Raw genomic sequence first — 24,311 nt, 5'->3', positions numbered from 1 at the left:
CACCGACCGCCAACCTTGGCGATCGCTTTGTCTGTCCTTGCCGGGCCGGGACCGACCCTGTCGCCTCAGCGACCCTTCGCCAGCTCCGGCTTCACCTTCTGCCCCGGCGTCAGGAAGGCGCCGGCCGAGGTCACGATCTTTTCCGCGCCGGTGATGCCGCTGGTGATGGCGACGCCGTCATCGGACACCTGACCCACCGTGACATTGCGCCGTTCGACCTGATTCTTGCCATTGACGATATAGACGAAACTGCCCTTGGGATCGCTCTGCACCGCCGATTCCGGCAGCAGCGGGGCGCTGCCCGATCCGCTGGTGATGGTGGCGGAGGCAAAGCCGCCCGGACGGACCGCCTTGCTGTAGGGAATGGCGATGCGCGCGATGCCCTGGCGCGTCTGGGGATCGACCACGGGCGACACCTGCCAGACGCGACCCGTCAGCTGCACATCGCTGCCAATGGGGGTGATGACGGCGCTGTTGCCGGGACGCAGCGTTGCGAGGTCACCCTCCGCGACCTGCGCCTGCATTTCCATCTCGCCGCCCTTGGCCATGCGGAACAGCACGCCGCTGCCCGCCTGCACGATCTGACCCGGTTCGACCGACCGCGTCAGCACCAGTCCGGCGGCAGGCGCGCGAATATCCAGTCGGCCCGTCCGGGCGCGCTGTTCGGCCAGTTGCGCCTGGGCGACGCGCACGCGCGCCTCCGCCTGGTCGCGGGTGGCGGTGCGCTGGTCGATGTCGGCGGCGCTGATGAAGCCGCGGCCGACCAGCGCCTTGGCGCGATCAAGCTGCGCCTGGGCGAGCTTGGCGTCGGCGCGGGCGACCTCGACCTGCGCGGCGAGCGAGCGCACCTGCTCGCTCTGCACCGACCGTTCGATCGTCGCGAGCGTCTGGCCCGCCTTCACCCAGTCGCCCGGCTGAACCAGAACGCGGCTGACCATGCCGCCTTCGCCCACGACGCCGACCGGCATGTCGACGCGCGCGGCGAGCGAGCCCGTGGCGCGCACGGTGCGGGCGACCGTCGACTGGCCAGGGCTGGTGACGGTGACGACCGGCGCGACCGCTCCCGGCGCAGGCGTCACGGCAGTATCACCGCCGCGCATCGAAATGGCGGCGGCGACCGCGATCAGCGCAACGACGACACCAGCGCCGATGATGAGCTTCTTCCTGCTGCGGCGCCGATCATCCCCGTCCATGATGATTGCCGAGTCGCCCAGCAGCTGGGTTTCGTAGTTCATGCCGATTCCATCTCTCCGGCGCTTTGCCCCTGTTGGCGACTGTGTTATATGAATATATCACCTGCCTCAAGCCCATTTATCATGGGGGCAGGGGACAGGGCAAAGCGATAATGTGACCGTCGGCCAGCCTTAACCGGGCCTTTCGTCGTGGCGACGCCATAGCACGGATTGGGCCGTTTCGATAGCGCATCGACTTGCCAACCGCGCGCTTTTGTGGCGCTATCCGCGCGGGTCGCATATTCAGGCATGAGGGGAGTGCGTCATGGACGTGCTGGGGTGGATTGTCATCGGCCTACTTGCGGGCGTGGTGGCGGGTTTCCGGATGCCGGCGCGCGATCCGGGCGGTCATGTGGTGAGGATTTTGCTGGGGATCGCGGGCGCGTTGCTCGCAGGCTTCACGGGTAGACTGATGGGGCTTTACGGCGCGGATCAGAGAGCGGGTTTTATTGCGGCTTTAATGGGATCGGCGGCGATCTTGATATTGTATCGGCTGACTATCGCCCGGCGTTAAGCGCACGCAAAAAAGGCCGCGCCCGGCGGGCACGGCCTTTTAGGATTAAGGCGCTTTCGCGCTTAGCGCATCGAGCCGCGACGCACCAGATTGACGATCGCCAGCAGGATGATCGCGCCGACCAGCGACACGAGGAAGCTGTAGACGGTCAGGCCGTCATTGATCGAACCGCCGCTGAAGATCAGGCCGCCGATGAACGCGCCGACGATGCCGACGACGATATTGAGCAAGATGCCCTGCTGTGCGTCAGTGCGCATGACCATGCTGGCAAGCCAGCCGATGATGCCGCCGACGATCAGCCACAAGATGATTCCCATGTTACTCTCCTTGACCAGGCCCCCATCGGGTTGGGTGCCTATTCAACGGAGCAAGGGGCATCGCGTTCCATCGCACAAAAATGATTCCGGGATTGAAACCATCTTCGCTTTCCGCCCGTTAGAGCAGGCTTTTTCATGCGCCAAAGAAAAGAAGCCGCCGGAGCGCGCCGGCGGCTTTAAGGATAAGCTGTCGTCCTTGCCGCAGGGGCGGCGATCAGCCGGGGGAGGTCAGTATTTCTGCTGCCGCTCGTAGAGCGACTTATAATATTGGATGCGCGTCACACGCAGGCCGTGCATGCCCGACCGGTCGACCGCGCGCTGCCAGCCGGCAAATTCCTCCAGCGTCAGATTATAGCGGGCGCAGGCTTCATCCACGCTGAGCAGGCCGCCATTGACGGCGGCGACCACTTCGGCCTTGCGCCGCACCACCCATCGCGTCGTGTCGCGCGGCGGCAGGCTGTCGAGCGTCAGCGGCTCTCCGAGCGGACCGACGACCTGGGCTGGCCTGATTTTCTGGTTCTCGATCATTCTTACCTCAATTTGCGGCGCTGGCCTTGCCGAACTCTGCCGTGAAACCCTGTTATCTCCATCAGCCCTGAACAGGGGCTAAAGCGCGAAGGTAAACACCGGCTTCATTCCTCCTGTCCCCTTGTCAGACGACCTGCGACCACCGGGTTGAAACTGCCCGACAATCGCTCGGCTTCGATCATGCCGCCGGGACGTGGCGCAAAAATATCCGCCAGTCCCTGGACCCAATCATCGCCTCCATCCTGCCCCCGCAGGCTTCCCGCCACGGCCTTGGCGGTCGGGCTGGCCGCCTGGGCCGCCGCGGTGGCGGCGCGCAGGAAGGGCCAGACCGGCACGCGCGGCCAGCCGGTCACTCTGGCGTTGGCGGGGGTCAGCCCGCCTGCCCGGAGGAAACTCAAGTCCATGGAGGATGCTTGTAGCGGGCAATGGATAATCGAGAGTAAACTCGGCCAACGCTTCACCCCGTTCTGCGAGTCATTCTGGCGGTAAAACGAAGAAAGCGCGTCATATTTCGTTAACTTTTGCGCGCGGCAGCGCTTGGCCCTATATGCGCGCCCATGCAGCCAGAGTTTCAGCTTCCCCCGCCGCTCGACCGGCGGCGAATCGTTGTCGCCATGTCCGGCGGCGTGGACAGCAGCGTGGTCGCCGCGCTCGCGGCCAGGACCGGCGCGGAAGTGATCGGCGTCACGCTGCAGCTATACGACCATGGCGCGTCGGTCGGCCGCACGGGCAGCTGCTGCGCGGGGCAGGATATTCGCGACGCGCGCGCGGTCGCCGACCGCATCGGCATCGCCCATTATGTCTTTGATTATGAAAGCCGGTTTCGCGATTCGGTGATCGCCGACTTTGCCGATGAATATATGGCCGGGCGCACGCCTATCCCCTGCGTCAAATGCAATATGGGCGTGAAGTTCACCGACCTGTTCCAGATCGCGCGCGACCTGGGCGCCGATTGCCTGGCGACCGGCCATTATGTCCGCCGGGTCGAGGGCGCGGCCGGGGCGGAGCTGCACCGTGCCGCCGATCCGGCGCGCGACCAGAGCTATTTCCTGTTCGCGACGACCCAGGCGCAGCTCGACTATCTGCGCTTCCCGCTGGGTGGCCTGCCCAAAGCCCAAGTGCGCGAGATCGCCGCCGAACTCGGCCTGTCCGTCGCGTTAAAGCCCGACAGCCAGGACATCTGCTTCGTTCCCGATGGCGACTACGCCAAGATCGTTCGGAAACTGCGCCCCGACGCGGATGAAGGCGGGGACATCGTCCATGTCGACGGCCGCGTGCTGGGCCGGCACAAGGGGTTGATCCATTATACGGTCGGCCAGCGCAAGGGGCTGGAAATCGGTGGCCAGCCCGACCCGCTCTATGTCGTGCGGCTGGAGGCGGAGGCGCGTCGCGTGATCGTGGGGCCAAAGGCGGCGCTGGCGGTGTCGGGCGCGCTTCTGTCGGATATCAACTGGCTGGGCGGGGATTTTACGGGGCCGCTGACCGCCAAGGTCCGCTCCATGGCGAAACCCGTCCCCGCGCGCCTCGACGGCGACCGGCTGATCTTCGACGCGCCGGAATATGGCGTCGCGCCGGGGCAGGCGGCGGTCCTTTATGCCGGCGACCGCGTGCTGGGCGGCGGCTGGATCGCCAGCACGGAAAGCGCGATGGCGCAGGCGGCTTGACCTTTCTCACAACGTCATGCCGGGCTTGACCCGGCATCCCGCTTCAATTTTGGCGCAAAAAAAGCAGTGGGATCCCGGCTCAAGGCCGGGATGACGGATAGGAATTTGCTCGCGGGATGGCCGGGCGATAGATTTATTTGATATCGTGGCGGTGCATTGACGGAAATCCGAAAAGGCGGAAGTTCTGTCCTCTTTTATGTGGGCGTCACCATCTGGATCGCGCTTTTCGCTTTTGTCGATGTCCTGATTTGGTCACAGCCCCCAAACCTTGCCCTTTTGCGCCCTCGCGCTTAAGTGCCGCGCGTCATGACTCGTTCGCTCACTTTCGCCATTCCCAAGGGGCGCATCCTCGATGAGGCGCTGCCTTTGCTTGCCAGGGCCGGTATCGAGCCGGAGGCGGAATTTCATGACAAGAAGAGCCGGGCGCTGCGCTTCGCCACCAATCGGGCGGACGTGTCGATCATCCGCGTGCGCGCCTTCGACGTCGCGACCTTTGTCGCGCATGGCGCGGCGCAGATCGGCATCGTGGGATCCGACGTGGTGGAGGAATTCGGCTACTCCGAACTCTATGCGCCGGTCGACCTCGATATCGGCCATTGCCGCCTGTCGGTCGCCGAGCCGGCTGGCCTGGCCGATGAAGACCCGGCGGCGATGAGCCATGTGCGCGTCGCGACCAAATATCCGCACCTGACCCGCCGCTATTATGAGGCGCGCGGGCTTCAGGCCGAATGCGTGAAGCTGAATGGCGCGATGGAACTGGCGCCGTCGCTGGGCCTGTCGCGCCGGATCGTCGACCTGGTGTCGTCGGGTGCGACGCTGAAAGCCAATGGCCTTGTCGAAACCGATATCATCATGCCGATTTCCGCGCGGCTGATCGTCAACCGCGCTGCCTACAAGATGCGGTCGGCCGACCTGGTGCCGCTGGTCGAAGCCTTCCGCGCCGCCGTGGGGGTGAAGGATGCGGCGTGATTCAACAGTCCATGCTCCCGCGCAGGCGGGAGCCCAGGCGAGAGGGCGGAGCTGGGTTCCTGCCTTCGCAGGAACACGCCGCTCTTTGATGCAAGGGCCGTCAACATGACCCTTCGCCTTTCCACCAGCGACGCCGATTTTCCGGCCGCCTTCACCACCCTGGTCGATGCGCGGCGGGAAGCGGATGAAGATGTGTCGCGTGACGTGACCGCGATCCTCAAGGCCGTGCGCGCCGGCGGCGACGCGGCGCTGGCCGACTATACGCAGCGGTTCGACCGGCATGACCTGAATGTCAGCGGCTGGGCGGTGACGGCGGCGGAAACACGCGCTGCGCTCGACGGGATCTCCGCAGAGCTTCGCGACGCGCTGGAACTCGCGGCCGCGCGCATCGCCGATTATCATGAAAAGCAGAAGCCCCAGGACAGCGACGGCGTGGACGCGGCGGGCGTGCGGCTGGGCGCGCGCTGGACGCCGGTCGATGCGGCCGGGCTTTATGTGCCGGGCGGGCGCGCCGCCTATCCCAGCTCGCTGCTGATGAATGTCATCCCGGCCAAGGTCGCGGGCGTCCAGCGCATCGCGATGGTGACGCCAACGCCGGGGGGCGAGATCAACCCGCTCGTCCTTGCCGCCGCGCAGATCGCGGGAATCGAGGAAATCTGGCGCGTGGGCGGGGCGCAGGCGGTGGCCGCGCTCGCCTATGGCACCGATCGGATCAGGCCGGTGGACGTCATCACTGGTCCTGGCAATGCCTGGGTCGCCGAAGCCAAGCGCCAGCTGTATGGCGTGGTCGGCATCGACATGGTGGCGGGGCCGTCGGAAATCGTCGTCGTCGCCGATGGCCGCAATGATCCTGAATGGACCGCGGCCGACCTGCTCAGCCAGTCGGAACATGACCCGACCAGCCAGTCGATCCTCTTCACCGACGACGCCGCCTTTGCCGATGCCGTCGCCGCAGCGGTGGAGCGCCAGATTCCAGCGCTGTCCACCAGCGCGGTTGCGCGGACCAGCTGGGACGCCAATGGCGCGATCATCATCGTGCGCGACCTTGATGAAGCGATGCCGCTGGTCGACCGGCTGGCGCCGGAGCATCTGGAACTGGCGGTGGAGGACCCTGAACCCCTGTTCGCGCAGGTGCGCCATGCCGGATCGGTGTTCCTGGGCCGGATGACGCCCGAAGCAGTGGGCGATTATGTCGCTGGGCCGAACCATGTGCTGCCGACCGGCCGGCGCGCGCGTTTCTCCTCGGGGCTGTCCGTGCTCGATTTCATGAAGCGCACCAGCTTCCTCAGCCTTGATCGCGATGCGATCGGCGCGATCGGCCCGGCCGCCGTCGCGCTGGCGCGGGCGGAGGGGTTGCCGGCCCACGCAGCGTCCGTGGCGCTGCGTTTGTCCTGACAACCATCCCCGTTCGGTTCGAACCTGTCGAGAACCGGAGGAACAGGGTTCTCGACAGGCTCGAACCGAACGGATTATCTAGGCGTATGAACGACCGCTCCAAATCCCGCTCCGCCGCGCGCCTTGCCGCGGTCCAGGCGCTTTACCAGCTGGACATGGAGGGCACGCCGCTCGCCAGCCTGCTGCATGAATTCCACCAGCATCGCCTGGGCGCGACCATCGAGGACGTGACCTATGCGCAGGCGGAGGAAAGCTTCTTCGACGATATCGTGACGGGCGTGGACAAGCGCCGGGCGGAGATTGACGGGCTGGTCGCCGCGCGGCTGTCGAGCGGCTGGTCGATGGATCGGCTGGACAAGCCGATGCGCCAGATTTTGCGCGCGGGCACCTATGAATTGCTGGCGCGCAAGGATGTCGGCACCGGGACGGTCATCAGCGAATATGTCGATGTCGCCCACGCCTTTTACGACAAGCGCGAAGCCGGGTTCGTCAACGGCCTGCTCGACGGCGTGGCGAAGGACGTTCGCGACTGATCAGCGGTCAGGCCGCGCGAGCAGGAACAGCAGCGGAATATCAACCCGCTCGCTCCAGGCGCGCTCGTCATGGGCGGTGCCGGTGAAGGTCCTGCTCTGGAAGGCGGGGCCGGTCCGCCAGCCGCGCCGGGCAAGAACCGACTCCATTGCGCGCGCGAAGGGCGGGTAATAGCGGTCGAGCGTGGCGGTGCCATGATCGATATAGAGGCGGTTGACGGCCGGATCGACGCCGCTGTCCTGCAACCAGGCGGAAAAGGCCGCCACCACGATGGCGGGGGCATCGGCCGGCACATCCCCGGCGACGCCTGCTCCGACCAGCGGCCAGTGAACCGATAGCGCAGCGGCCTGGCCGAAGATGTGAGGATAGCGCCCCAGCGCATAGAGCGAGATCAGCCCGCCCATGGACGATCCCATGATCGCGGTGTCGTCGCGGCCGGGCAGGGTGCGATAGTCGCGGTCGATCCGGGGCTTGAGTTCCTCGACGATGAACCGCAGATAGGCGTCCGACAGCGGTTCGCCGCCATGGCTGTCGCGCACCATGCGGGCATAGGCTGCGGGCAGCCGGTCATGGACGCCCTTTGGCATATATTCGCGGTAGCGCGCGTCCGTGCTCGCCATGCCGACGATGATGGCGGGGCGGCCGGCCCGAAGCATGGACAGTCGCGTCATCGCTTCGTCCATGCACCATTCGACGCCGAAATTGGCCGCTGTGGCGTCGAACAGATTCTGCCCGTCGTGCATGTAGAGGACCGGGAAGCGCCGCGCGCCCGCGTCATAGCCTGGCGGCAGCCAGATGGTGATGGTGCGCGGCGCGACGAAGGCCGACGGCATGTCCGCGATGGTGACGATCCGCCCGGTCGAGGGCGTCTGCGCATTTCCCGTCCCGGCGCACAGAGCACTCAGCCACAGGGCGCTCAACCACAGGGCGACCAACCCGACCCAGCGCATCAACCACCCTCCTCGTTCGTCATGGTCTTGTTCCTGCCCATGCCCTAGGATGGCATCCCATGTCCGATGAATACGAATTCCTGACATTGCTAAGAAGCCGTATCGTCCATGATGGCGCGCGAGGACTGATGGATGATGTGGCGGTGCTGCCCCTTGGCGAGACGCGCCTCGTCCTCACCAGCGACACGATCGTGGAGGGGGTGCATTATCTGCCCGCCGATCCGCCTGCCGACATTGGCTGGAAACTGGCGGCGGTGAACCTGTCGGATTTGGCAGCCAAAGGGGCGCGGCCTGTGGGGTGCATGCTCAATTATGCGCTGTCGGGCGACGCGGCGTGGGACGCGGCCTTTCTTGGCGGGCTGCACGACCTGCTGGACCGCCATGCCATGCCGCTGCTGGGCGGCGACACGGTCAAGATGCCAGCGGGGTCGGCGCGCAGCTACAGCCTGACCGCCATGGGGGAGGCGCGGGCCGCGGTGCCCAGCCGCGCCGGCGCGCGGGCGGGGGATCGGCTCTATGTGACAGGCCCGGTCGGCGACGCAGGCATTGGCCTGGACCTGGCCCGCGCCGATCCGGCGGCGTCGGGACCGCTGGTCGACGCCTATCGCCGGCCGCGTCCGCGCCTGTCCGAAGGCACTCTGCTCGCGCCGGTGGTCAGCGCGATGATGGACCTGTCGGACGGGCTGCTGATCGATGCGGCGCGCATGGCGCAGGCCAGCCAGGTCGCGATCACCATCGATCATGTCCCGCTGTCCCCGGCGCTGGAAAAGGCGCGCGGCGCGAGCACCGCCGTCCAGATGGCGGCGGCACGGGCGGGCGATGACTATGAACTGCTTTTTACCCTGCCGCGCGGCGTCGCTCCGCCCGTGCGCGCCATTCCCATCGGCCATGTGTCGTCCGGCGCCGGCCTGACGCTGATGATCGACGGCGCGGCCATGCCGCTGCCCGAAAGACTTGGCTGGGAACATTGACCCAGAGCATCGGCGGCCGGTTGCGCCATGTTCCGCGACCATCTTGACGCGCGCCATCGCGCCTGTAGCTTGATCGCTGCCTATTTCTCAGTTGGTTGGAAGGCACGTGCCATGCGTGACGCCCGATGCTGATTGACGCGGTGCCAGATGCCGAACGCCATTTGTCCGGCCGCCCGCCCTTGCGCCCTTCGTTCGCCCGTCATTCCCTGCGGAGCGGCCGATGACAGCAACGACAGGGGGAGAGGATCAAGCATGGAGATAGTCTTTATCGCCATAGGATGCGGCCTGCTGGCCGTGCTCTATGGCCTTTTCACCGCACGGCAGGTGCTGGCCGCGTCGCCGGGAAACGCCACGATGCAGGCGATCGCAGGTGCGATCCAGGAAGGAGCAAAGGCCTATCTGGGGCGGCAATATAGCACCATTGCCGTCGTCGGCGTCGTCGTCGCTGTTCTGGTCGCGCTGTTCCTGGGGCTGACGTCCGCGATCGGGTTCCTGATCGGCGCGATCCTGTCGGGCGCGGCCGGTTTCATCGGCATGACCATTTCGGTGCGGGCCAATGTGCGCACCGCCGAAGCGGCGCGCGGATCGTTGCAGAGCGGCCTGACCGTCGCCTTTCGCGCGGGCGCGATCACCGGGATGCTGGTGGCGGGGCTGGCGCTGCTGGCGATCAGCGGCTTTTTCTGGTTCCTGACCGGCCCGGCGGGCCATGCGCCCGACGACCGGCTGGTCATCGATTCGCTGGTCGCCTTGGCCTTCGGCGCGTCGCTCATCTCCATCTTCGCGCGGCTGGGCGGGGGCATCTTCACCAAGGCGGCCGATGTCGGCGCGGACCTGGTGGGCAAGGTGGAGGCGGGCATCCCCGAGGATGACCCCCGCAACCCCGCCGTCATCGCGGACAATGTCGGCGACAATGTGGGCGATTGCGCCGGCATGGCAGCCGACCTGTTCGAAACCTATGTCGTGACCGTCGGTGCGACGATGGTGCTGACCGCGCTGCTGGTGACAGGCGTGGACAATGCATTCCTGATGAAGCTGATGGGCCTGCCGCTTATCGTCGGGGGATTGTGTATCATCACGTCGATCATCGGCACCTATATGGTGCGGTTGGGCCGGTCGCAGTCGATCATGGGGGCGCTTTACAAGGGCTTCTGGACCACTGCCATCCTGTCGATTCCGGCCATCTATCTCGCGACCAACTGGGTGCTGGGCGACATGACGACGGTGTTCGGCGCCGATCTGGACGGCGTTGGCGGCTATAGCGGCATGGCGCTGTTCTGGTCGATGATGGTGGGGCTGGGCGTCACAGCGTTGATCGTGTGGATCACCGAATATTATACCGGCACCAATTACCGCCCGGTCCGCTCCATCGCCAAGGCGTCGGAAACCGGCCATGGCACCAATGTCATCCAGGGGCTGGCGGTCAGCCTGGAGGCGACCGCGCTGCCGACGCTCGTGATCGTCGTCGGCATCATCCTGGCCTATCAGGCGGCAGGGCTGATCGGCATCGCCTTTGCCGCGACCGCGATGCTGGCGCTGGCGGGCATGGTGGTGGCACTCGACGCCTATGGCCCGGTTACGGACAATGCCGGCGGCATCGCCGAAATGAGCCACATGGACGAGACGGTGCGGGTGAAGACCGATGCGCTCGATGCAGTCGGCAATACGACCAAGGCGGTGACGAAGGGCTATGCCATCGGGTCGGCGGGGCTGGCGGCGCTGGTGCTGTTCGGCGCCTATACCGAGGATTTGAAATTCTATAATTCGGCGCTGGGCCTGACCGCGCCGGTCGATTTCAGCCTGTCCAACCCCTATGTGATCGTGGGGCTGCTGCTGGGCGCGCTGCTGCCCTATCTGTTCGGTGCGATGGGGATGACGGCGGTCGGCCGAGCGGCAGGGCATGTGGTGAAAGATGTGCGCCACCAGTTCGCCACCGACCATGGCATATTGCGCGGCGAATCGCGGCCCAATTATGCGCGCACGGTCGATCTGGTCACGCGCGCCGCGATCCGCGAAATGATCGTGCCCAGCCTGCTGCCGGTGCTGGCCCCGATCATCGTCTATTTCGCGATCGCGGCGGTGGCGGGCATCGACAATGGCTTTGCCGCACTGGGCGCGTTGCTGCTGGGCGTGATCGTGTCGGGGCTGTTCGTCGCCCTGTCGATGACGTCGGGCGGCGGCGCATGGGACAATGCTAAGAAATATATCGAGGACGGCAATCATGGCGGCAAGGGCAGCTTTGCCCATCTCGCCGCCGTGACGGGCGATACGGTGGGCGATCCCTACAAGGACACCGCCGGTCCTGCGGTCAACCCTATGATCAAGATCACCAATATCGTCGCGCTGCTATTGCTCGCCGCGCTGGCGCATGGGGGATGACCGGATAGGCTGACTGACATAGGCCTGTATTGGCCGACCGTGCCGGCTCCGTTACACCAGCGGGGCCGGCATGTTTTCATGGTAGATCTCGCGTCCTTGCTGCACCTGCGCAGCGGCTTGCTTGCCCCCCTTTCCGGGCGCGCCTATAGCCCGCGCCATGAATGCCGAACCCTTCCGGTCCCAGCTTGCCGCGCTGGAACAGCGCGGGCGCCTGCGCCGGCTTTCACCCCGCGCCGGTCGCGATTTCGCCTCCAACGATTATCTCGGCCTTTCCAGCGACCCTATGATCGCGCAGGCGGTGGCCGATGCGGTCGCGCGGGGCGTGCCGCTGGGGTCGGGCGGATCGCGACTGCTGCGCGGCAATGCGCCCGAACATGAAGGGCTGGAGGCGAAGGCGGCGGACTTTTTCCGCACCCAGGCGGCCTTGTTCCTGGCCAATGGCTATGTCGCCAATCTGGCGTTGCTGTCGGCGCTGCCACAGCGCGGCGACCTGATCGTGGTTGACGAACTGGTGCATGCCAGCGTCCATGACGGCATCCGCATGAGCAAGGCGAGCGCGGTGTTCGCGCGGCACAATGATGTGCAGAGTTTTGCCGACCTGATCGCCGCTTTTCGCGCCGAAGGGGGCAAGGGAAGGGTGTGGATCGCGGTGGAAACGCTCTATTCCATGGATGGCGACATGGCGCCGCTGGCGGACCTGGCAAAGCTCGCCGCCCGGCATGAAGCGATGCTGCTGCTGGATGAAGCGCATGGCACCGGCGTCTTCGGCCCGTCCGGCCGTGGTCTGTCGGCGGGTCTGGACGGGCTGCACAATGTCGTGACGCTGCACACCTGTGGCAAGGCTATGGGCGCGGAGGGCGCGCTGATCTGTGGCCCGCGCATCCTGATCGATTATCTGGTCAATCGCGCCCGGCCCTTCATCTATTCGACCGCGCCCTCGCCATTGATGGCGGTCGCGGCCGCCGCCGCGATCGACCGCATCGAGGCGGCGGACAATCGCCGCGACCGGCTGGCGACGCTGCGCCAGGATGCGGCGGAAGCGATCTGCGCGCCGCTCGGCCTGCCGCGCCCGCGCAGCCAGATCATCCCCGTCATATTGGAGGATGACGCCCGCACCATGGCAACCGCCGCCGCCTTGCAGGAGGCAGGGTTCGACGTGCGCGGCATTCGCCCGCCCACCGTGCCGGCGGGGACCAGCCGGCTGCGCATTTCGCTCAGCCTGAATGTCGGTCGCAACGATGTGCTGGCGCTGGGCGAGTTGTTGCGGAGTCACGTCGCATGACCATCTTCATCGTGACGGGAACCGATACCGGCATTGGCAAGACCGTGTTCTCCGCCGGGCTGGCCGGCGCGCTGGGCGCCTGTTACTGGAAGCCGATCCAGGCCGGCGTCGATCCGGAAGGCGACAAGGAAACCGTCGCCGCCCTGTCCGGTCTGCCGGCCGAACGCATATTGCCCGAGGCCTATCGGCTGGCGACGCCGGCATCGCCCCATCTTGCCGCACGGATCGACGGGGTGGACATACGGCTCGACCGGCTGGCGCTGCCGCGCGTCGACGGGCCGCTGGTGGTCGAAGGGGCAGGCGGGCTGATGGTGCCGATCAGCGAAACGATGCTGATGATCGACCTGTTTGCCCATTGGGGCCAGCCGGTCATCCTGTGCGCGCGCACCGCCCTTGGCACCATCAACCACAGTTTGCTCAGCATCGAGGCGTTGCGCGCCCGCGACGTGCCGATTGCCGGCATTGCCTTCATTGGCGACGAACATGCCGAAAATGAACGGATCATTCCCGCGCTGGCCAAGGTGCCGGCGCTGGGCCGGTTGCCGATGCTGGCCGAGATGACGCCGGACGCGCTGGCGCACGCCTTTGCCCGGCACATCAACCTGCCATAATTTTCGACCAACGACATGGACAAGCCTGTTGCACGGGCGTTCAAGTCCCGCTCATGCCGGGTGTGTCACAGGCGCGCCCAGTCTATGCCAAGCAAGGGACGCTTTGATGACCAAATATATTCTGGGGGCCGCTGTCAGCGCGCTCGCCCTGGCCGCGACTGCGGCCCATGCCGATCAGGCCGCGACGCCGGCATCTGCATCGTCCGCCACCGCGAAGCCGACTTATGGCAGCTATGGCTTTGATGAAAGCGGCATGGACAGGTCGGTCAAGCCGGGCGACGATTTCTACGACTATGCCAATGGCACCTGGGCGAAGAACACGCCGATTCCGGCCGACAAGTCCAACTATGGCGCGTTCAATATCCTGGACGACCTGTCGCGCGAGCGCACCAAGGGGATATTGGAGGCCGCGCAGACCGATCCCAACAGCAAGATCGGCAATGCCTATGCCGCCTATATGAACAAGGCCGCGGTCGAGGCGAAGGGCATGGCGCCGATCAAGCCATGGCTTGCCGAAATCGAGGCGGTGAAGGATCGCGCCGGCTATGCCAAGGTTGCGGCGAAAGCCGCGCGCGCCGGCATTCGCGGCCCGTTCCGATTCTATGTCGGACAGGATGACAAGGACCCTGAAACCTACATCCTCTCGATGATGCAGGGCGGCCTTGGCCTGCCCGATCGCGACTATTATCTCGACCAGGGTGAGAAGATGGCGGCGATCCGCACCGCCTATGTCGCCCATCTGGAAAAGATGCTGACTCTGGCCGGCCAGAGCGACGCAAAGGCGCGCGCGGCCGCATTGATGGCGTTTGAAACGGAGATCGCCAAGGTCCACTGGACCCAGATCGACAGCCGCGATGCCGACAAGACCTATAACAAGATGACGCTGGCGCAGCTGGAGCAGGCCGCGCCGGGCTTCGACTTTGCGGGCTATTATGCCGCGAATAATCTCAAGCCGACGAGTCTGCTGGTCGCGCAGCCCAGCGCCATTACCGGCGAAGCGGCGCTGATCGCCAAGGCGCCGATGCAGGTGCTCAAGGACGGGTTGCTGCTGTCCAGCCTGCACGCCTATGCCGATTATCTGCCCGATACGGTCGCCGACGCGGACTTCGCTTTTTACGGCACGACCCTGTCGGGCACGCCCGAACGCGAGGAGCGGTGGAAGCGCGGCGTCACCTTCCTCAAGGAATCGCTGGGCGAGGAAGTCGGCAAAATCTACGTCGCCAAATATTTTCCGCCCGAAACCAAGGCGGCGATGGACGACCTCGTCAAGAATGTGCTCGCCGCCATGGGCCGCCGCATCGACGCGCTGCCCTGGATGAGCGATACGGCCAAGGCGCGCGCGCACAAGAAGCTGGCGGCCTTCACGCCCAAGATCGGCTATCCCGACAAATGGCGCGATTATTCGGGGCTGGACATCAAGCGCGACGATTTGCTCGGCAATGCGATGCGCTCCAACGCGTTTGAGTTCGACTATAATATCGGCAAGCTCGGCAAGCCCATCTATCGCTGGGAATGGGGCATGACCCCGATGGAGATCAACGCCTATGCCAATTTCGGCATGGTGGAAATCGTCTTCCCGGCCGCCATCCTGCAACCGCCCTTCTTCGATCCCAAGGCGGACCCGGCCGTCAATTATGGGGGCATCGGCGCGGTGATCGGCCATGAACTCAGCCATCATTTCGACGACCAAGGCGCGAAATATGACGAGACGGGCAAGCTCAACCAGTGGTGGACCGATCAGGATGTCGCCAATTTCAAGGGGCTGACCGACAAGCTGGTCAAGCAATATGACGCCTATGAACCCTTCCCCGGCGCGCATGTGAAGGGCGCCTTCACGCTGGGCGAGAATATCGGCGACCTGGGCGGTCTGGCGGTCGCGCTGGACGCCTATCATGCCTCGCTGGGCGGCAAGAAGGCGCCGGTGATCGACGGAATGACCGGCGATCAGCGTTTCTTCCTGGGCTGGGCACAAGTGTGGCGGCGCAATTACCGCGAAGCCAATCTGCGTCAGCGGCTGGTCACGGACCCGCACGCACCGTCGCAATATCGCACCGACATCGTGCGTAATTTCGATGCCTGGTATGACGCATTCAAGCCGTCGCCCAATGGCAAAATCTATCTGACGCCGGAAAATCGCGTGAAGATCTGGTAAGAATAACGACGGCCGGCGGAGAAATTCGCCGGCCTTGTCCATGATGTCACGCCGATAGGCCGTGACGAAAAACGGGTCGGCTGAATGGAACCGGGCAGTCGTCTATCGAATGGCTCGATTCAGCCAAAAGGGTCTTTCCTCCCCTGCACGCTTCACCCATTTTGATTGGGTAATGACATGCAGGAGACTGAACATGAAGGGTCTGATCCAATCCCGTTTGACCAAGGCCGGTCTTGTATCGGCCGCTTTTCTGGTCGCCACCCCGCTTTATGCGCAGATGAGCCCGGCAGCCCCCGCAGAGCCTGCGGCGCCATCGGCGACACCAGCGCCCGCGGCTGGCGCAGGCAATTTCACGGATGCGGAGATCAAGCAATTTGCCGCCGCAGCCGTCGAAGTGACGAAAATTCAGCAGGACAGCACGATTTCGGCAGCGGACAAGCAGCCCAAGATGCTGGCCGCAGTGCAGTCGTCGGGCCTTCCGCCCGAGAAGTTCAACCAGATCGGGCAGGCCGCAGCGGCCGATCCCGCGCTTCAGCAGCGTATCCAGGCATCGGCACCCGCCGCGCCTGCAACCCCGGCCGCACCGGAGGCGGGCGCGATGCAACCGGCCGAGCCGGCTCAGCCGCCCCAATAAGCCATACGGCATAGCAGAGCAGGAGGGCAGTTTCCGAAAGGAGGCTGCCCTTTGGCGTATCCAGCGCACAAAATTGGTTCCCGGCGCGTGAGAAAATATCGGGGGTGACGGCAACGATCCAGTCTGATTATGCTCCGCGCCATGCATGACCAGGCCCTATCCATTGCGCTGATCGGAATCTTCGGCATCGGCGCGCAATGGATCGCCTGGCGCACTGGTTGGCCCGCCATCGCGCTGATGCTGGCGGCCGGTGTCATCAGCGGGCCCGTGCTGCATCTCATCAATCCCGAGCATGTGTTCGGCGAATTGCTGGAACCGATGGTGTCGGTGGCCGTCGCGCTGATCCTTTTCGAAGGGGGGCTCAGCCTCAATTTCCGCGAATTGCGCAAGACCGACGGCGCGGTCACGCGGTTGGTCCTGCTGGGTGCGCCGATTGGCTGGATTTTGGGGGCGGTTGCCTGCTTCTATGTCGCGGGCCTGGTGTGGCCGGTGGCCATATTATTCGCCGGCATTTTGGTGGTGACAGGGCCGACGGTGGTGCTGCCGCTGCTGCGCCAGTCCAATGTCGCGGCGCGGCCGCGCGCGATCCTGAAATGGGAAGCGATTGTCAACGATCCGGTCGGCGCGCTGCTGGGCGTCGTGACCTATGAATATCTGCGGCGCGCTGGGGAAGGCGGTTCGCTCGCCTCGGTCATCTTCGCACTGGTCGCGGCGGCGGTGGTCGCGGGCCTGATCGGCTGGCTGGCGGCAAGGGCACTTGGATGGGCCTTTCCGCGCGGTCATGTGCCTGAATATCTGAAGGCGCCCGTCCTGCTGGTCGCGGTGATCGGCGTCTTCGTGCTTTCCAACGCGATCCAGCAGGAAACCGGGCTACTGGCGGTCACGATCATGGGCGTGGCGCTCGCCAATATGCGGCTTGATTCCCTGCGCGACATTCAGCCGTTCAAGGAGAATGTCACCGTCCTGCTCATATCGGGCGTGTTCGTCATCCTGTCCGCCTCGCTGGATTTCGAGGCGCTGCGCCAGTTCGAATGGCGCTTCCTGGCCTTCCTGCTGGTGCTGATGTTCCTGGTGCGGCCCGCGACCGTGTTGATCAGCCTGGCCTTCACCAAGGTCCCCTGGAACGAGCGGCTGCTGGTCGCCTGGATCGCGCCGCGCGGTATCGTCGCGGTCGCGATTTCCGGCCTGTTTGCGCTGCGGCTCGATCGGCTGGGCTATAGCGACGGGTCGATCCTGGTGACATTGTCCTTTGCCGTGGTGGTGGCGACCATATTGTTCCACGGCTTTTCGATCCGACCGGTGGCGCGATTGCTCAAGGTGACGGGCGCGGCCGAGCGCGGCCTGCTGATCGTCGGGGCGACGCCGTTCAGCCTGGAGCTGGCGACGCAGTTGCGGCAGCTGGAAGTGCCGGTGACGATCGCGGACAATAGCTGGCAGCGCCTGTCCCCTGCGCGCCATGCCGGCATTCCCACCTATCATGGCGAGATTTTGTCGGAGGCGACGGACGAACGGCTGGACCTGGCGCAATTTCAGGTGCTGGCCGCAACCACCGACAATGAAGCCTATAATGCGCTCGTCTGCACCGAGTTCGCGCCGGAAATCGGCCGCGACAATGTGTATCAGCTGGGCGACGCGAGCAATGACGAGGACCCGCGCGCCTTGCCCGAATCGCTGCGCGGACGGGCGCTGTTTTCCGCCGGCCATGGTGTGGAGGACATCATCCAGCGCGAGGAGCAGGGCTGGACCTTCCGCAAGACGCGCATCAGCGAGCAGTTCGATTTCGATGCGGCCAAAGCGTCCCTGTCCGAAGGCGGCGACATGCTTCTGCTTTTGCGCAAAAGCGGCGCGCTGCGCTTCTTCACCCACGCGTCGCGGCCGACGCCGCAACCGGGCGACACCATCCTGACCTATGTGCCGCCGTCCAAGCCGAAGCCGAAAGGAGAGGATGAATGACAAAACTGGCTCCAGCCCTCCTGCTGCTGGGCGCATTATGTGCCTGTCAGCCGCCCGAGGCGACTGATCCGGCCAATGGGACCAATGTCGCGGTCGACGACGCCGACAATGCGGTTTCGGTGATGGCGGGCGCCAATGAAAGCGCCAACGCCGCAGAACCGCAGCGATCCATCCTGCGTCCCGAAGTGGCCGAGCCGGAAGAGCCTCCCAAGATCGAGCCGGCGCAGGCAGTGATCGGCTTTGGCGAAACACCGATGAAGCTGGATGACGCCGCCCGGCAGGCGCTCGACTCGCTGATCGCCACACCGGCGATGAAGGCTGGCGGCCCCATCACGCTGCGGGGCCATAGCGATTCGCGCGGGGCCGATGGCGACAACAAGGTCGCCTCAGCCAAGCGAGCCGAACTGGTGCGCGATTATCTGGTCGAAAAGGGCGTGGCCAAGGACCGCATCACCCTCATCGCCATTGGCGAAGGCCGGCCGGTTGCGCCCAATGTCCGGGAAGACGGCAGCGACGATCCCGAAGGCCAGGCGAAGAACCGCCGCGTGGACGTGACGGTCGCCCTGCCCACGGTGGTGGTCCCGCTGCCGGTCGCGCCCAACGCCGCCGATCCTGCGCCCAAAGCTGCCCCCAAGTCGCCATAGTCTTCAACCGGACCTTGGATTAAGGGGCGTCCATGACCTCTCCTGTCTGGCATCCCTTTTTCCAGCATGGCCTCAACGAAGCCATACCCCATGTGGTTCGCGCCGAAGGCGCGCTGCTGCATCTGACCGATGGTTCGACGCTGATCGACGCCATTTCCAGCTGGTGGGTGACGACGCACGGCCATTGCCATCCCCGCATCGCCGCAGCCATCGCGCAGCAGGCCGGGACGCTCGATCAGCTGATCTTTGCCGGCTACACTCACGAACCGGCCGAAGAGGTGGCGCGGGGCCTGATTGCTTTGGCGCCCCGCGCGGATGACCAGCCGCAACTGGCGCATGTTTTCTATTCCGACAGCGGCTCCACGGCGGTCGAAGTCGCGCTCAAGATGGCGCTAGGCTACTGGCACAATATGGCACTGGAAGGGGCGGCCCAGGCGCGCAGCCGCATTCTGGTGCTGGAGCATGGCTATCATGGCGACACGATCGGCACGATGTCGGTGGGGGAACGAGGTGTCTATAATGCCGCCTGGGCCCCGCTTCTGTTCGACGTCGACACCATCCCCTTTCCCGCGCCGGGCCAGGAACAGGCGTGCCTGGATGCGCTGGAGGCCGCCTGCGCCCGCCATCCCGCCGCCTTCCTCGTCGAGCCGCTGATCCTGGGCGCGGGCGGCATGTTCGTCTATTCCGCCGAAGTCCTGCGCGAGATGGCGGCCATTTGCCGCCGTCACGGCGTGCTGTTCATCGCGGATGAAGTGATGACGGGGTGGGGGCGGACGGGCACGGTCTTTGCCTGCGAACAGGCGGGGGTCGTTCCGGACATCATGGCGGTGGCGAAGGGGATTACGGGCGGTGCAATCCCGCTGGCGGCGACGCTGGCCACCGCGCCGATCTTCGAAGCGCACCGGTCGACCGATCGCGCCCGGCTCTTTTACCATTCGTCGAGCTACACCGCCAACCCGATCGCCTGCGCCGCGGCGGTCGCCAATCTGGCGATCTGGCGCGAGGAGGATGTGCTGGGCCGGATCACGCGATTGGCGCAGGCCATGGCGGATCGACTCGCGGCTCTTGCGCGCCAGCCCGCCTTTGCCAATCCCCGCCAGGCCGGCACGATCGTCGCGATCGACCTGGTGACGCCGGACGCGGGCTATCTGTCGGATCTGGCGCCGCGGCTGCGCGCTTTCTTTCTGGAACGCGGCCTCTTGCTTCGGCCGCTGGGCAACACCATTTACCTGATGCCGCCATATTGTCTCGATGCTGATCAGCTCGATAGGATCTTCGCGGCGCTGCATGCGGCCGGCGAAAAATTCGGTTCGCACGCCTGACTTTCATTTTGCACCGTTTAACGCTATGGCGGCGCGATTTTTCGCATATCCGGGATATTATGGCCAAAGAAGAACTGCTTGAAATGCGCGGACAGGTTGTGGAGCTTCTCCCCAACGCCATGTTCCGCGTGCGGCTGGAAAATGATCACGAAATTCTCGGCCACACGGCCGGCAAGATGCGCAAGAACCGCATCCGCGTGCTCGTGGGCGACGAAGTGCTCGTCGAACTCACACCCTACGACCTGACCAAGGGTCGGATCACCTACCGCTTCAAATAAGCCGCAGACACGATGCGGCTCATCCTTGCTTCGGCTTCCCCCAGACGGCGTGACCTTCTGGGGCAAATCGGCGTTGTTCCCGACGCGGTGGACCCTGCCGATATCGACGAAACCCCCCAAAAGGCGGAATTGCCAGCCGCCTATGCCGCGCGCGTGGCGGCCGAAAAGGCGGCCTTGGTCGCAGGTCGCCATGCTGGCGCGCTTATTCTTTCGGGCGACACGGTCGTGGCCGCGGGGCGACGCATTCTCCCCAAAACCGAGGCGGAGGATGAGGCGCGTGATTGTCTCAGCCTTCTTTCGGGGCGGCGGCATCGCGTGTTCAGCGCCATCACGCTGATCGACGGCAAGGGCGTGGCGCGCCATCGCCTGTCCACCAATATGGTGACGTTCAAGTCTTTGAACCCGACCGAGATCGACGCCTATATCGTCAGTCGTGAATGGCGCGGCAAGGCGGGCGGCTATGCTATCCAAGGCCGGGCCGCTGGTCTGATCCGCGCGATCCAGGGCAGCCATAGTGCGATCATGGGCCTGCCGCTTTATGAAACCCGCGCGCTGCTGAAGGCTGCGGGCTATCCTCTCGACTAGGACAGATAATGGCCGAATGGCTTTATGAAGAAGGAATTGGCGAGGCGCGGGCCGGGCTGATCGAACATGGCCGACTGGTCGAGGCGCTGATCGAGCGGGAAACGGACGCTGCGCGCGCTGGCTCTGTCGTACAGGGGCGGTTGATCGCTACCCTTATTCCCAAGAAGCGCGGCGTCGTTCGCCTGCTTTCCGGCGAGGAAGCGCTGTTGGAGCCGATCCCGCCGCGCTTGGCCGAAGGGGCCAATGTGCTGGTCGAAATCCTGCGGGAGGCGATTGCGGAAGAGGGGCGGCCCAAGCGCGCCAAGGCCCGCGTCGCGCCGCCCGGCGTCAAGCCGCATCCCGGCCCCAGCCTGCTCCAGCGCATCCGCGCGACCGGCGTGCCCGTCGTCCCATGCCCGGCGCATGAGGAGGACCGGTTGGAGGCGCATGGCTGGAGCGAATTGATGGAGGAGGCGATGAGCGGGGAGGTGGGCACCGAAGCGGCCGCCCTGCGCCTTTATCTGACGCCTGCCATGCTGCTGATCGATGTCGACGGCTCCCTGCCCCCTGCGCAGCTGGGGCCAAAGGGCGCGAAGCTCGCGGCGCAGACGATCCGGCGCATGGGGCTATGCGGGTCGATCGGCATCGACCTGCCCACGATGAACAACAAGGACGAGCGGATGATCGCCGCCGCCCAGATCGACAAATATCTGTCGCTGCCCTTTGAACGGACGGCGGTGAACGGCTTTGGCTTCCTGCAGATCATTCGCCGCCGCGAGCGCGCAAATGTGATGGAGTTGCTGCGCGAAAATCCGGTGTTGACGGCCGCACTGGCCCTGCTGCGCCGGGCTGAGCGGCATGGGACGGGCGGCGCGGCGACGCTGATCGCCGCGCCCGCCGTCATCGACCTGCTGCGCCAGCGGTCCGAGTGGATCGATCTGCTCGCGCGGCGGCGGGGCGGAGAGGTGGGCTTGCGCGCGGACCCGGCCCTGACCATATCGGGCGGCCATGTCGCCTAAACCCGCCACCTGCCCCATTTGCTCGGCGCCCTCCCGGCCCGAAAGCCGTCCCTTTTGCAGTGCGGCCTGCCGCGACCGGGACCTGCTGCAATGGCTGGGCGAGGGGTATCGCGTGGCTGGTCCCCCCGCCGACGACATGCAGCAAAAAAACCGCGACGAAGGGCTGGACAGCCCCTTCGATTGACGCCTATAGGCACGCCTCCAATCGGCGCACGCTTCGCCGAAATCCCGTGCCCGGGTAGCTCAGTTGGTAGAGCATGCGACTGAAAATCGCAGTGTCGGCGGTTCGACTCCGTCCCCGGGCACCATTTGTTCTTTTTCCCTCATCCAGCAGCATCCAGAGCCATCCAGAAAATGGCGGAAAACGTGGGTTTTTGAATAACCCATCGTCCCCGCACGTCCCCGGGGGTGCACTGTCAGCCACACACTGATCATGGTATTTTCATGGTATCCGGCAATTTGCCATTTCGGAGATACCATGATGGCCCTCACAGTGACGGCGATAAATGCAGCAAAATCAAAGGATAAACCCTACAAGTTGACCGATGGCTTGGGCCTGTATCTTCTGGTCAAGGAGAACGGCGGCCGCCTTTGGCGGATGAACTATAGCTTCCTCGGAAAACAGAAGACGCTCTCGTTCGGCAGCTACCCCGAAGTGTCTCTCGCTAAGGCTCGCGAGAAGAGAACGGCGGCGCGAGAGGCGCTGGCAGACGGGCAAGACCCGGCTGAAGTGCGGAAGGCCAAGGTTCGCGAGGCGAAGGCCAAATCGGAAGAGACCTTCAAGGCGATCGCCGATGAATGGCTTGCCCGCCTAGAGATCGAAGGGCGCGCGTCCAAGACGCTCCAGAAGATGCGCTGGCTGCTCGATCTCGCCTACCCGCTCATTGGCAACCGGCCCATCGCAGACCTCACTGCACCCGAACTGCTGGAAGTCCTCCGCACGGTTGAGTTGCGTGGGCGGTATGAGACGGCTAACCGCCTTCGCAGCACCTTCGGCACGATCTTTCGTTACGCGATAGTGACCGGGCGGGCGCAGCGGGACGTAGCAGTCGATCTTCGCGGTGCGCTGATCACGCCGAAGCCGCAACACCGAGCGGCAATCTTGGAACCCAAGGCGCTCGGCGGCCTCCTTCGCGCGGTCGATGCTCATGACGGCCAGCCCACTGTGCGAATCGCGCTGAAGATGCTGCCGCACATGTTTCCCCGACCCGGCGAACTCCGGATGGCCGAATGGAAGGAATTCGATTTCGAGGCGGCCGTCTGGACCATACCGGCGCCGAAGACGAAGATGCGTCGTCCTCACAAGGTGCCGCTCACGCAGCAGGTTCTGGACATGCTGGCCGAACTGGAACCGATCACTGGCGGTGGTAAATTTCTTTTCCCCAGCGTTCGTTCCGCAGAGCGGCCAATTACCGACAATACTCTGAATGCAGCGCTCCGACGGCTTGGATTCGGGAAAGACGAGGTGACGGCTCATGGGTTCCGAGCCACCGCCAGCACGCTTCTGAACGAAATGGGCAAGTGGCATCCGGACGCCATTGAGCGCCAGCTAGCCCACGTCGAATCCAACGATGTTCGCCGCGCCTATGCGCGCGGCACCCATTGGGATGAGCGTGTGAGGATGATGCGGCACTGGTCGAACTACCTTGATGGCTTGCAGACCGGCGGAAAGGTTCTGAAGTCAAATTTTGGGCGCCAAACGACGTAAGCCTAGCAGGTTAGACGAAATGAGGTAGATCGAAACATGTCATCGCAAATTAGTGAACCTGCCCCTGGCTCCATCGCGGTCGGGAGCCTTGCTCAGGCAAAGAGGCACAAGCGGCGATTTGACGCTGTCATCACACTTGAAGATCCACATGCACGTCAAAATTTGCGGCTCCGATTTGGCGGGAAGCCTGCGCCGGCGCATCTCGTCCTCACGTTCGAAGATGTAGATGTCACGAGCCTAGGCATCCGGGTCGCAACCTTGGAAGAGGTTCGTGAGGCGATCGAATTTGCGCGGTTTTATGTCGAAGGATCAATATTGGTTCACTGCTTTCATGGCGTCGGGCGATCTGCAGCGATCGCTCTGGCCATAATTGCCGACCGGCTTGGTCCGGGCGCAGAGCGCGAAGCGCTCGATCGCATGCTGGCGGTCCGCCCTGAGGCTACACCCAATCTCGTTGTCGTAGAATTGGCCGATCGAATTCTGCAACGATCTGGGCATCTCGTTGCGGTGTTGGCAGCCTGGGAGGCGACCGTTCCTCGACTCGAGGTGGCGCGAGCCGCGAGGCTCAAGCTGGCTCAGACACATCCAGAACTTTATGCGCGGATTTGAATTTGCGGTAAAACTGAGGTATCAAATTTGTAGTTGCATATTGCTTCGACAGGCCCAGTCGCCGGTATCGCGCTAAGGTGGGAGTGTT

General features: G+C 64.7%; 25 protein-coding genes and 1 tRNA gene. 21 read left to right on the top strand and 5 right to left on the bottom strand.

The window, feature by feature from the left end:
• Positions 1 to 65 precede the first annotated feature (65 nt).
• Positions 66 to 1,235 (bottom strand): efflux RND transporter periplasmic adaptor subunit, encoded by a 1,170-nt coding sequence (locus tag SAB01S_RS15560; protein ID WP_062734131.1) that lies wholly within the window; start codon positions 1,233 to 1,235, stop codon positions 66 to 68.
• A 262-nt stretch (positions 1,236 to 1,497) separates the two neighbouring features.
• Between SAB01S_RS15560 and SAB01S_RS15555 the strand changes: the two genes are divergently transcribed.
• A complete protein-coding gene (locus tag SAB01S_RS15555) occupies positions 1,498 to 1,746 on the top strand; it encodes a GlsB/YeaQ/YmgE family stress response membrane protein (RefSeq protein WP_062734129.1) in 249 nt (82 codons plus the stop codon).
• A gap of 62 nt (positions 1,747 to 1,808) precedes the next feature.
• Here the strand turns inward: SAB01S_RS15555 and SAB01S_RS15550 are convergent, their stop codons facing one another.
• The 3 genes from SAB01S_RS15550 to SAB01S_RS15540 form a co-directional block, all read right to left on the bottom strand.
• A complete protein-coding gene (locus SAB01S_RS15550; protein WP_009820411.1) occupies positions 1,809 to 2,063 on the bottom strand; it encodes a GlsB/YeaQ/YmgE family stress response membrane protein in 255 nt (84 codons plus the stop codon).
• 228 nt (positions 2,064 to 2,291) lie between these two features.
• Positions 2,292 to 2,591: a CtrA inhibitor SciP gene (gene sciP / locus SAB01S_RS15545; protein WP_009820412.1), complete on the bottom strand. Its 300-nt coding sequence runs from the start codon at positions 2,589 to 2,591 to the stop codon at positions 2,292 to 2,294.
• A gap of 104 nt (positions 2,592 to 2,695) precedes the next feature.
• Positions 2,696 to 2,995, bottom strand: coding sequence for a hypothetical protein (locus SAB01S_RS15540; RefSeq protein ID WP_062734127.1), 300 nt, complete (start codon positions 2,993 to 2,995; stop codon positions 2,696 to 2,698).
• A gap of 153 nt (positions 2,996 to 3,148) precedes the next feature.
• On the opposite strand from SAB01S_RS15540, the gene mnmA reads away from it, so the two are divergent.
• The 4 genes from mnmA to nusB all read left to right on the top strand — a co-directional run bounded on the left by mnmA (position 3,149) and on the right by nusB (position 7,152).
• Positions 3,149 to 4,255, top strand: a complete 1,107-nt coding sequence (gene mnmA / locus SAB01S_RS15535) for a tRNA 2-thiouridine(34) synthase MnmA (RefSeq protein WP_062734125.1) — start codon at positions 3,149 to 3,151, stop codon at positions 4,253 to 4,255.
• A gap of 306 nt (positions 4,256 to 4,561) precedes the next feature.
• Complete coding sequence (gene hisG / locus SAB01S_RS15530) at positions 4,562 to 5,224, top strand: ATP phosphoribosyltransferase (RefSeq protein ID WP_021226262.1); 663 nt, start codon at positions 4,562 to 4,564, stop codon at positions 5,222 to 5,224.
• Between the two features lie 105 nt (positions 5,225 to 5,329).
• A complete protein-coding gene (hisD, locus tag SAB01S_RS15525) occupies positions 5,330 to 6,619 on the top strand; it encodes a histidinol dehydrogenase (protein ID WP_062734123.1) in 1,290 nt (429 codons plus the stop codon).
• A gap of 86 nt (positions 6,620 to 6,705) precedes the next feature.
• Positions 6,706 to 7,152 carry a transcription antitermination factor NusB gene (gene nusB, locus SAB01S_RS15520; protein WP_062734122.1) on the top strand — a complete coding sequence of 149 codons (447 nt, stop codon included), beginning with the start codon at positions 6,706 to 6,708 and terminating at the stop codon, positions 7,150 to 7,152.
• Here the strand turns inward: nusB and SAB01S_RS15515 are convergent, their stop codons facing one another.
• Positions 7,153 to 8,100 carry an alpha/beta hydrolase gene (locus SAB01S_RS15515; protein ID WP_062734120.1) on the bottom strand — a complete coding sequence of 316 codons (948 nt, stop codon included), beginning with the start codon at positions 8,098 to 8,100 and terminating at the stop codon, positions 7,153 to 7,155.
• Between the two features lie 59 nt (positions 8,101 to 8,159).
• Between SAB01S_RS15515 and thiL the strand changes: the two genes are divergently transcribed.
• The 16 genes from thiL (at position 8,160) to SAB01S_RS18200 (ending at position 24,223) form a co-directional block, all read left to right on the top strand.
• A complete protein-coding gene (gene thiL, locus SAB01S_RS15510) occupies positions 8,160 to 9,071 on the top strand; it encodes a thiamine-phosphate kinase (RefSeq protein ID WP_062734118.1) in 912 nt (303 codons plus the stop codon).
• A gap of 252 nt (positions 9,072 to 9,323) precedes the next feature.
• A complete protein-coding gene (locus SAB01S_RS15505; RefSeq protein WP_062734116.1) occupies positions 9,324 to 11,447 on the top strand; it encodes a sodium-translocating pyrophosphatase in 2,124 nt (707 codons plus the stop codon).
• A 157-nt stretch (positions 11,448 to 11,604) separates the two neighbouring features.
• The gene (locus SAB01S_RS15500; protein ID WP_062734114.1) at positions 11,605 to 12,729 is read left to right on the top strand and encodes an 8-amino-7-oxononanoate synthase; all 1,125 of its coding nucleotides are present in this window, start codon (positions 11,605 to 11,607) and stop codon (positions 12,727 to 12,729) included.
• Positions 12,726 to 13,340: a dethiobiotin synthase gene (gene bioD / locus SAB01S_RS15495; RefSeq protein ID WP_062734112.1), complete on the top strand. Its 615-nt coding sequence runs from the start codon at positions 12,726 to 12,728 to the stop codon at positions 13,338 to 13,340. Before SAB01S_RS15500 ends, bioD begins: the two co-directional genes overlap by 4 nt.
• A 106-nt stretch (positions 13,341 to 13,446) precedes the next feature.
• A complete protein-coding gene (locus tag SAB01S_RS15490; RefSeq protein ID WP_062734111.1) occupies positions 13,447 to 15,492 on the top strand; it encodes a M13 family metallopeptidase in 2,046 nt (681 codons plus the stop codon).
• A gap of 193 nt (positions 15,493 to 15,685) precedes the next feature.
• Positions 15,686 to 16,126 (top strand): DUF4168 domain-containing protein, encoded by a 441-nt coding sequence (locus SAB01S_RS15485; RefSeq protein WP_062734109.1) that lies wholly within the window; start codon positions 15,686 to 15,688, stop codon positions 16,124 to 16,126.
• A gap of 141 nt (positions 16,127 to 16,267) precedes the next feature.
• Positions 16,268 to 18,079: a cation:proton antiporter gene (locus tag SAB01S_RS15480; RefSeq protein ID WP_245646505.1), complete on the top strand. Its 1,812-nt coding sequence runs from the start codon at positions 16,268 to 16,270 to the stop codon at positions 18,077 to 18,079.
• Positions 18,076 to 18,723, top strand: coding sequence for an OmpA family protein (locus SAB01S_RS15475; RefSeq protein ID WP_062734107.1), 648 nt, complete (start codon positions 18,076 to 18,078; stop codon positions 18,721 to 18,723). The genes SAB01S_RS15480 and SAB01S_RS15475 overlap by 4 nt, the downstream gene beginning before the upstream one ends.
• Before the next feature lie 32 nt (positions 18,724 to 18,755).
• Positions 18,756 to 20,045: an adenosylmethionine--8-amino-7-oxononanoate transaminase gene (locus tag SAB01S_RS15470; RefSeq protein WP_062734105.1), complete on the top strand. Its 1,290-nt coding sequence runs from the start codon at positions 18,756 to 18,758 to the stop codon at positions 20,043 to 20,045.
• 59 nt (positions 20,046 to 20,104) lie between these two features.
• Positions 20,105 to 20,323, top strand: a complete 219-nt coding sequence (gene infA, locus SAB01S_RS15465; protein ID WP_003049127.1) for a translation initiation factor IF-1 — start codon at positions 20,105 to 20,107, stop codon at positions 20,321 to 20,323.
• A gap of 12 nt (positions 20,324 to 20,335) precedes the next feature.
• Positions 20,336 to 20,908, top strand: a complete 573-nt coding sequence (locus tag SAB01S_RS15460; RefSeq protein ID WP_062734103.1) for a Maf family protein — start codon at positions 20,336 to 20,338, stop codon at positions 20,906 to 20,908.
• A gap of 8 nt (positions 20,909 to 20,916) precedes the next feature.
• Entirely contained in the window at positions 20,917 to 21,906 is a 990-nt protein-coding gene (locus SAB01S_RS15455; protein ID WP_062734102.1) for a hypothetical protein, read from the top strand.
• On the top strand, positions 21,896 to 22,090 hold the full coding sequence (locus SAB01S_RS15450; protein WP_062734100.1) for a DNA gyrase inhibitor YacG: 195 nt from the start codon (positions 21,896 to 21,898) through the stop codon (positions 22,088 to 22,090). Before SAB01S_RS15455 ends, SAB01S_RS15450 begins: the two co-directional genes overlap by 11 nt.
• Positions 22,091 to 22,138: 48 nt before the next feature.
• Positions 22,139 to 22,214: transfer RNA gene (locus tag SAB01S_RS15445), tRNA-Phe, on the top strand.
• A 173-nt stretch (positions 22,215 to 22,387) separates the two neighbouring features.
• Positions 22,388 to 23,614 (top strand): tyrosine-type recombinase/integrase, encoded by a 1,227-nt coding sequence (locus tag SAB01S_RS15440; protein WP_062734201.1) that lies wholly within the window; start codon positions 22,388 to 22,390, stop codon positions 23,612 to 23,614.
• A gap of 36 nt (positions 23,615 to 23,650) precedes the next feature.
• Positions 23,651 to 24,223, top strand: coding sequence for a tyrosine phosphatase family protein (locus SAB01S_RS18200; RefSeq protein WP_083951381.1), 573 nt, complete (start codon positions 23,651 to 23,653; stop codon positions 24,221 to 24,223).
• Positions 24,224 to 24,311: the final 88 nt, after the last annotated feature.

Source organism: Sphingobium abikonense NBRC 16140, from assembly GCF_001598335.1.
GTDB lineage: Bacteria > Pseudomonadota > Alphaproteobacteria > Sphingomonadales > Sphingomonadaceae > Sphingobium > Sphingobium abikonense.
Note: the sequence above shows the minus strand (reverse complement) of the source record. Positions and strands in the feature narration are given on the sequence as shown.

Excerpts from the sequence above, each read along its gene's own strand:
- SAB01S_RS15500 (WP_062734114.1), top strand. The coding sequence starts at position 11,605 with ATGAATGCCGAACCCTTCCGGTCCCAGCTTGCCGCGCTGGAACAGCGC.
- nusB (WP_062734122.1), top strand. The coding sequence starts at position 6,706 with ATGAACGACCGCTCCAAATCCCGCTCCGCCGCGCGCCTTGCCGCGGTC.
- SAB01S_RS15490 (WP_062734111.1), top strand. The coding sequence starts at position 13,447 with ATGACCAAATATATTCTGGGGGCCGCTGTCAGCGCGCTCGCCCTGGCC.
- SAB01S_RS15450 (WP_062734100.1), top strand. The coding sequence starts at position 21,896 with ATGTCGCCTAAACCCGCCACCTGCCCCATTTGCTCGGCGCCCTCCCGG.
- thiL (WP_062734118.1), top strand. The coding sequence starts at position 8,160 with ATGTCCGATGAATACGAATTCCTGACATTGCTAAGAAGCCGTATCGTC.
- mnmA (WP_062734125.1), top strand. The coding sequence starts at position 3,149 with ATGCAGCCAGAGTTTCAGCTTCCCCCGCCGCTCGACCGGCGGCGAATC.
- SAB01S_RS15480 (WP_245646505.1), top strand. The coding sequence starts at position 16,268 with ATGCATGACCAGGCCCTATCCATTGCGCTGATCGGAATCTTCGGCATC.
- sciP (WP_009820412.1), bottom strand. The coding sequence starts at position 2,591 with ATGATCGAGAACCAGAAAATCAGGCCAGCCCAGGTCGTCGGTCCGCTC.
- SAB01S_RS15540 (WP_062734127.1), bottom strand. The coding sequence starts at position 2,995 with ATGGACTTGAGTTTCCTCCGGGCAGGCGGGCTGACCCCCGCCAACGCC.
- SAB01S_RS15440 (WP_062734201.1), top strand. The coding sequence starts at position 22,388 with ATGGCCCTCACAGTGACGGCGATAAATGCAGCAAAATCAAAGGATAAA.
- infA (WP_003049127.1), top strand. The coding sequence starts at position 20,105 with ATGGCCAAAGAAGAACTGCTTGAAATGCGCGGACAGGTTGTGGAGCTT.
- SAB01S_RS18200 (WP_083951381.1), top strand. The coding sequence starts at position 23,651 with ATGTCATCGCAAATTAGTGAACCTGCCCCTGGCTCCATCGCGGTCGGG.
- SAB01S_RS15475 (WP_062734107.1), top strand. The coding sequence starts at position 18,076 with ATGACAAAACTGGCTCCAGCCCTCCTGCTGCTGGGCGCATTATGTGCC.
- SAB01S_RS15455 (WP_062734102.1), top strand. The coding sequence starts at position 20,917 with ATGGCCGAATGGCTTTATGAAGAAGGAATTGGCGAGGCGCGGGCCGGG.
- SAB01S_RS15460 (WP_062734103.1), top strand. The coding sequence starts at position 20,336 with ATGCGGCTCATCCTTGCTTCGGCTTCCCCCAGACGGCGTGACCTTCTG.
- SAB01S_RS15505 (WP_062734116.1), top strand. The coding sequence starts at position 9,324 with ATGGAGATAGTCTTTATCGCCATAGGATGCGGCCTGCTGGCCGTGCTC.
- SAB01S_RS15470 (WP_062734105.1), top strand. The coding sequence starts at position 18,756 with ATGACCTCTCCTGTCTGGCATCCCTTTTTCCAGCATGGCCTCAACGAA.
- SAB01S_RS15515 (WP_062734120.1), bottom strand. The coding sequence starts at position 8,100 with ATGCGCTGGGTCGGGTTGGTCGCCCTGTGGTTGAGCGCCCTGTGGCTG.
- hisG (WP_021226262.1), top strand. The coding sequence starts at position 4,562 with ATGACTCGTTCGCTCACTTTCGCCATTCCCAAGGGGCGCATCCTCGAT.
- SAB01S_RS15550 (WP_009820411.1), bottom strand. The coding sequence starts at position 2,063 with ATGGGAATCATCTTGTGGCTGATCGTCGGCGGCATCATCGGCTGGCTT.
- hisD (WP_062734123.1), top strand. The coding sequence starts at position 5,330 with ATGACCCTTCGCCTTTCCACCAGCGACGCCGATTTTCCGGCCGCCTTC.
- SAB01S_RS15560 (WP_062734131.1), bottom strand. The coding sequence starts at position 1,235 with ATGAACTACGAAACCCAGCTGCTGGGCGACTCGGCAATCATCATGGAC.
- SAB01S_RS15485 (WP_062734109.1), top strand. The coding sequence starts at position 15,686 with ATGAAGGGTCTGATCCAATCCCGTTTGACCAAGGCCGGTCTTGTATCG.
- bioD (WP_062734112.1), top strand. The coding sequence starts at position 12,726 with ATGACCATCTTCATCGTGACGGGAACCGATACCGGCATTGGCAAGACC.
- SAB01S_RS15555 (WP_062734129.1), top strand. The coding sequence starts at position 1,498 with ATGGACGTGCTGGGGTGGATTGTCATCGGCCTACTTGCGGGCGTGGTG.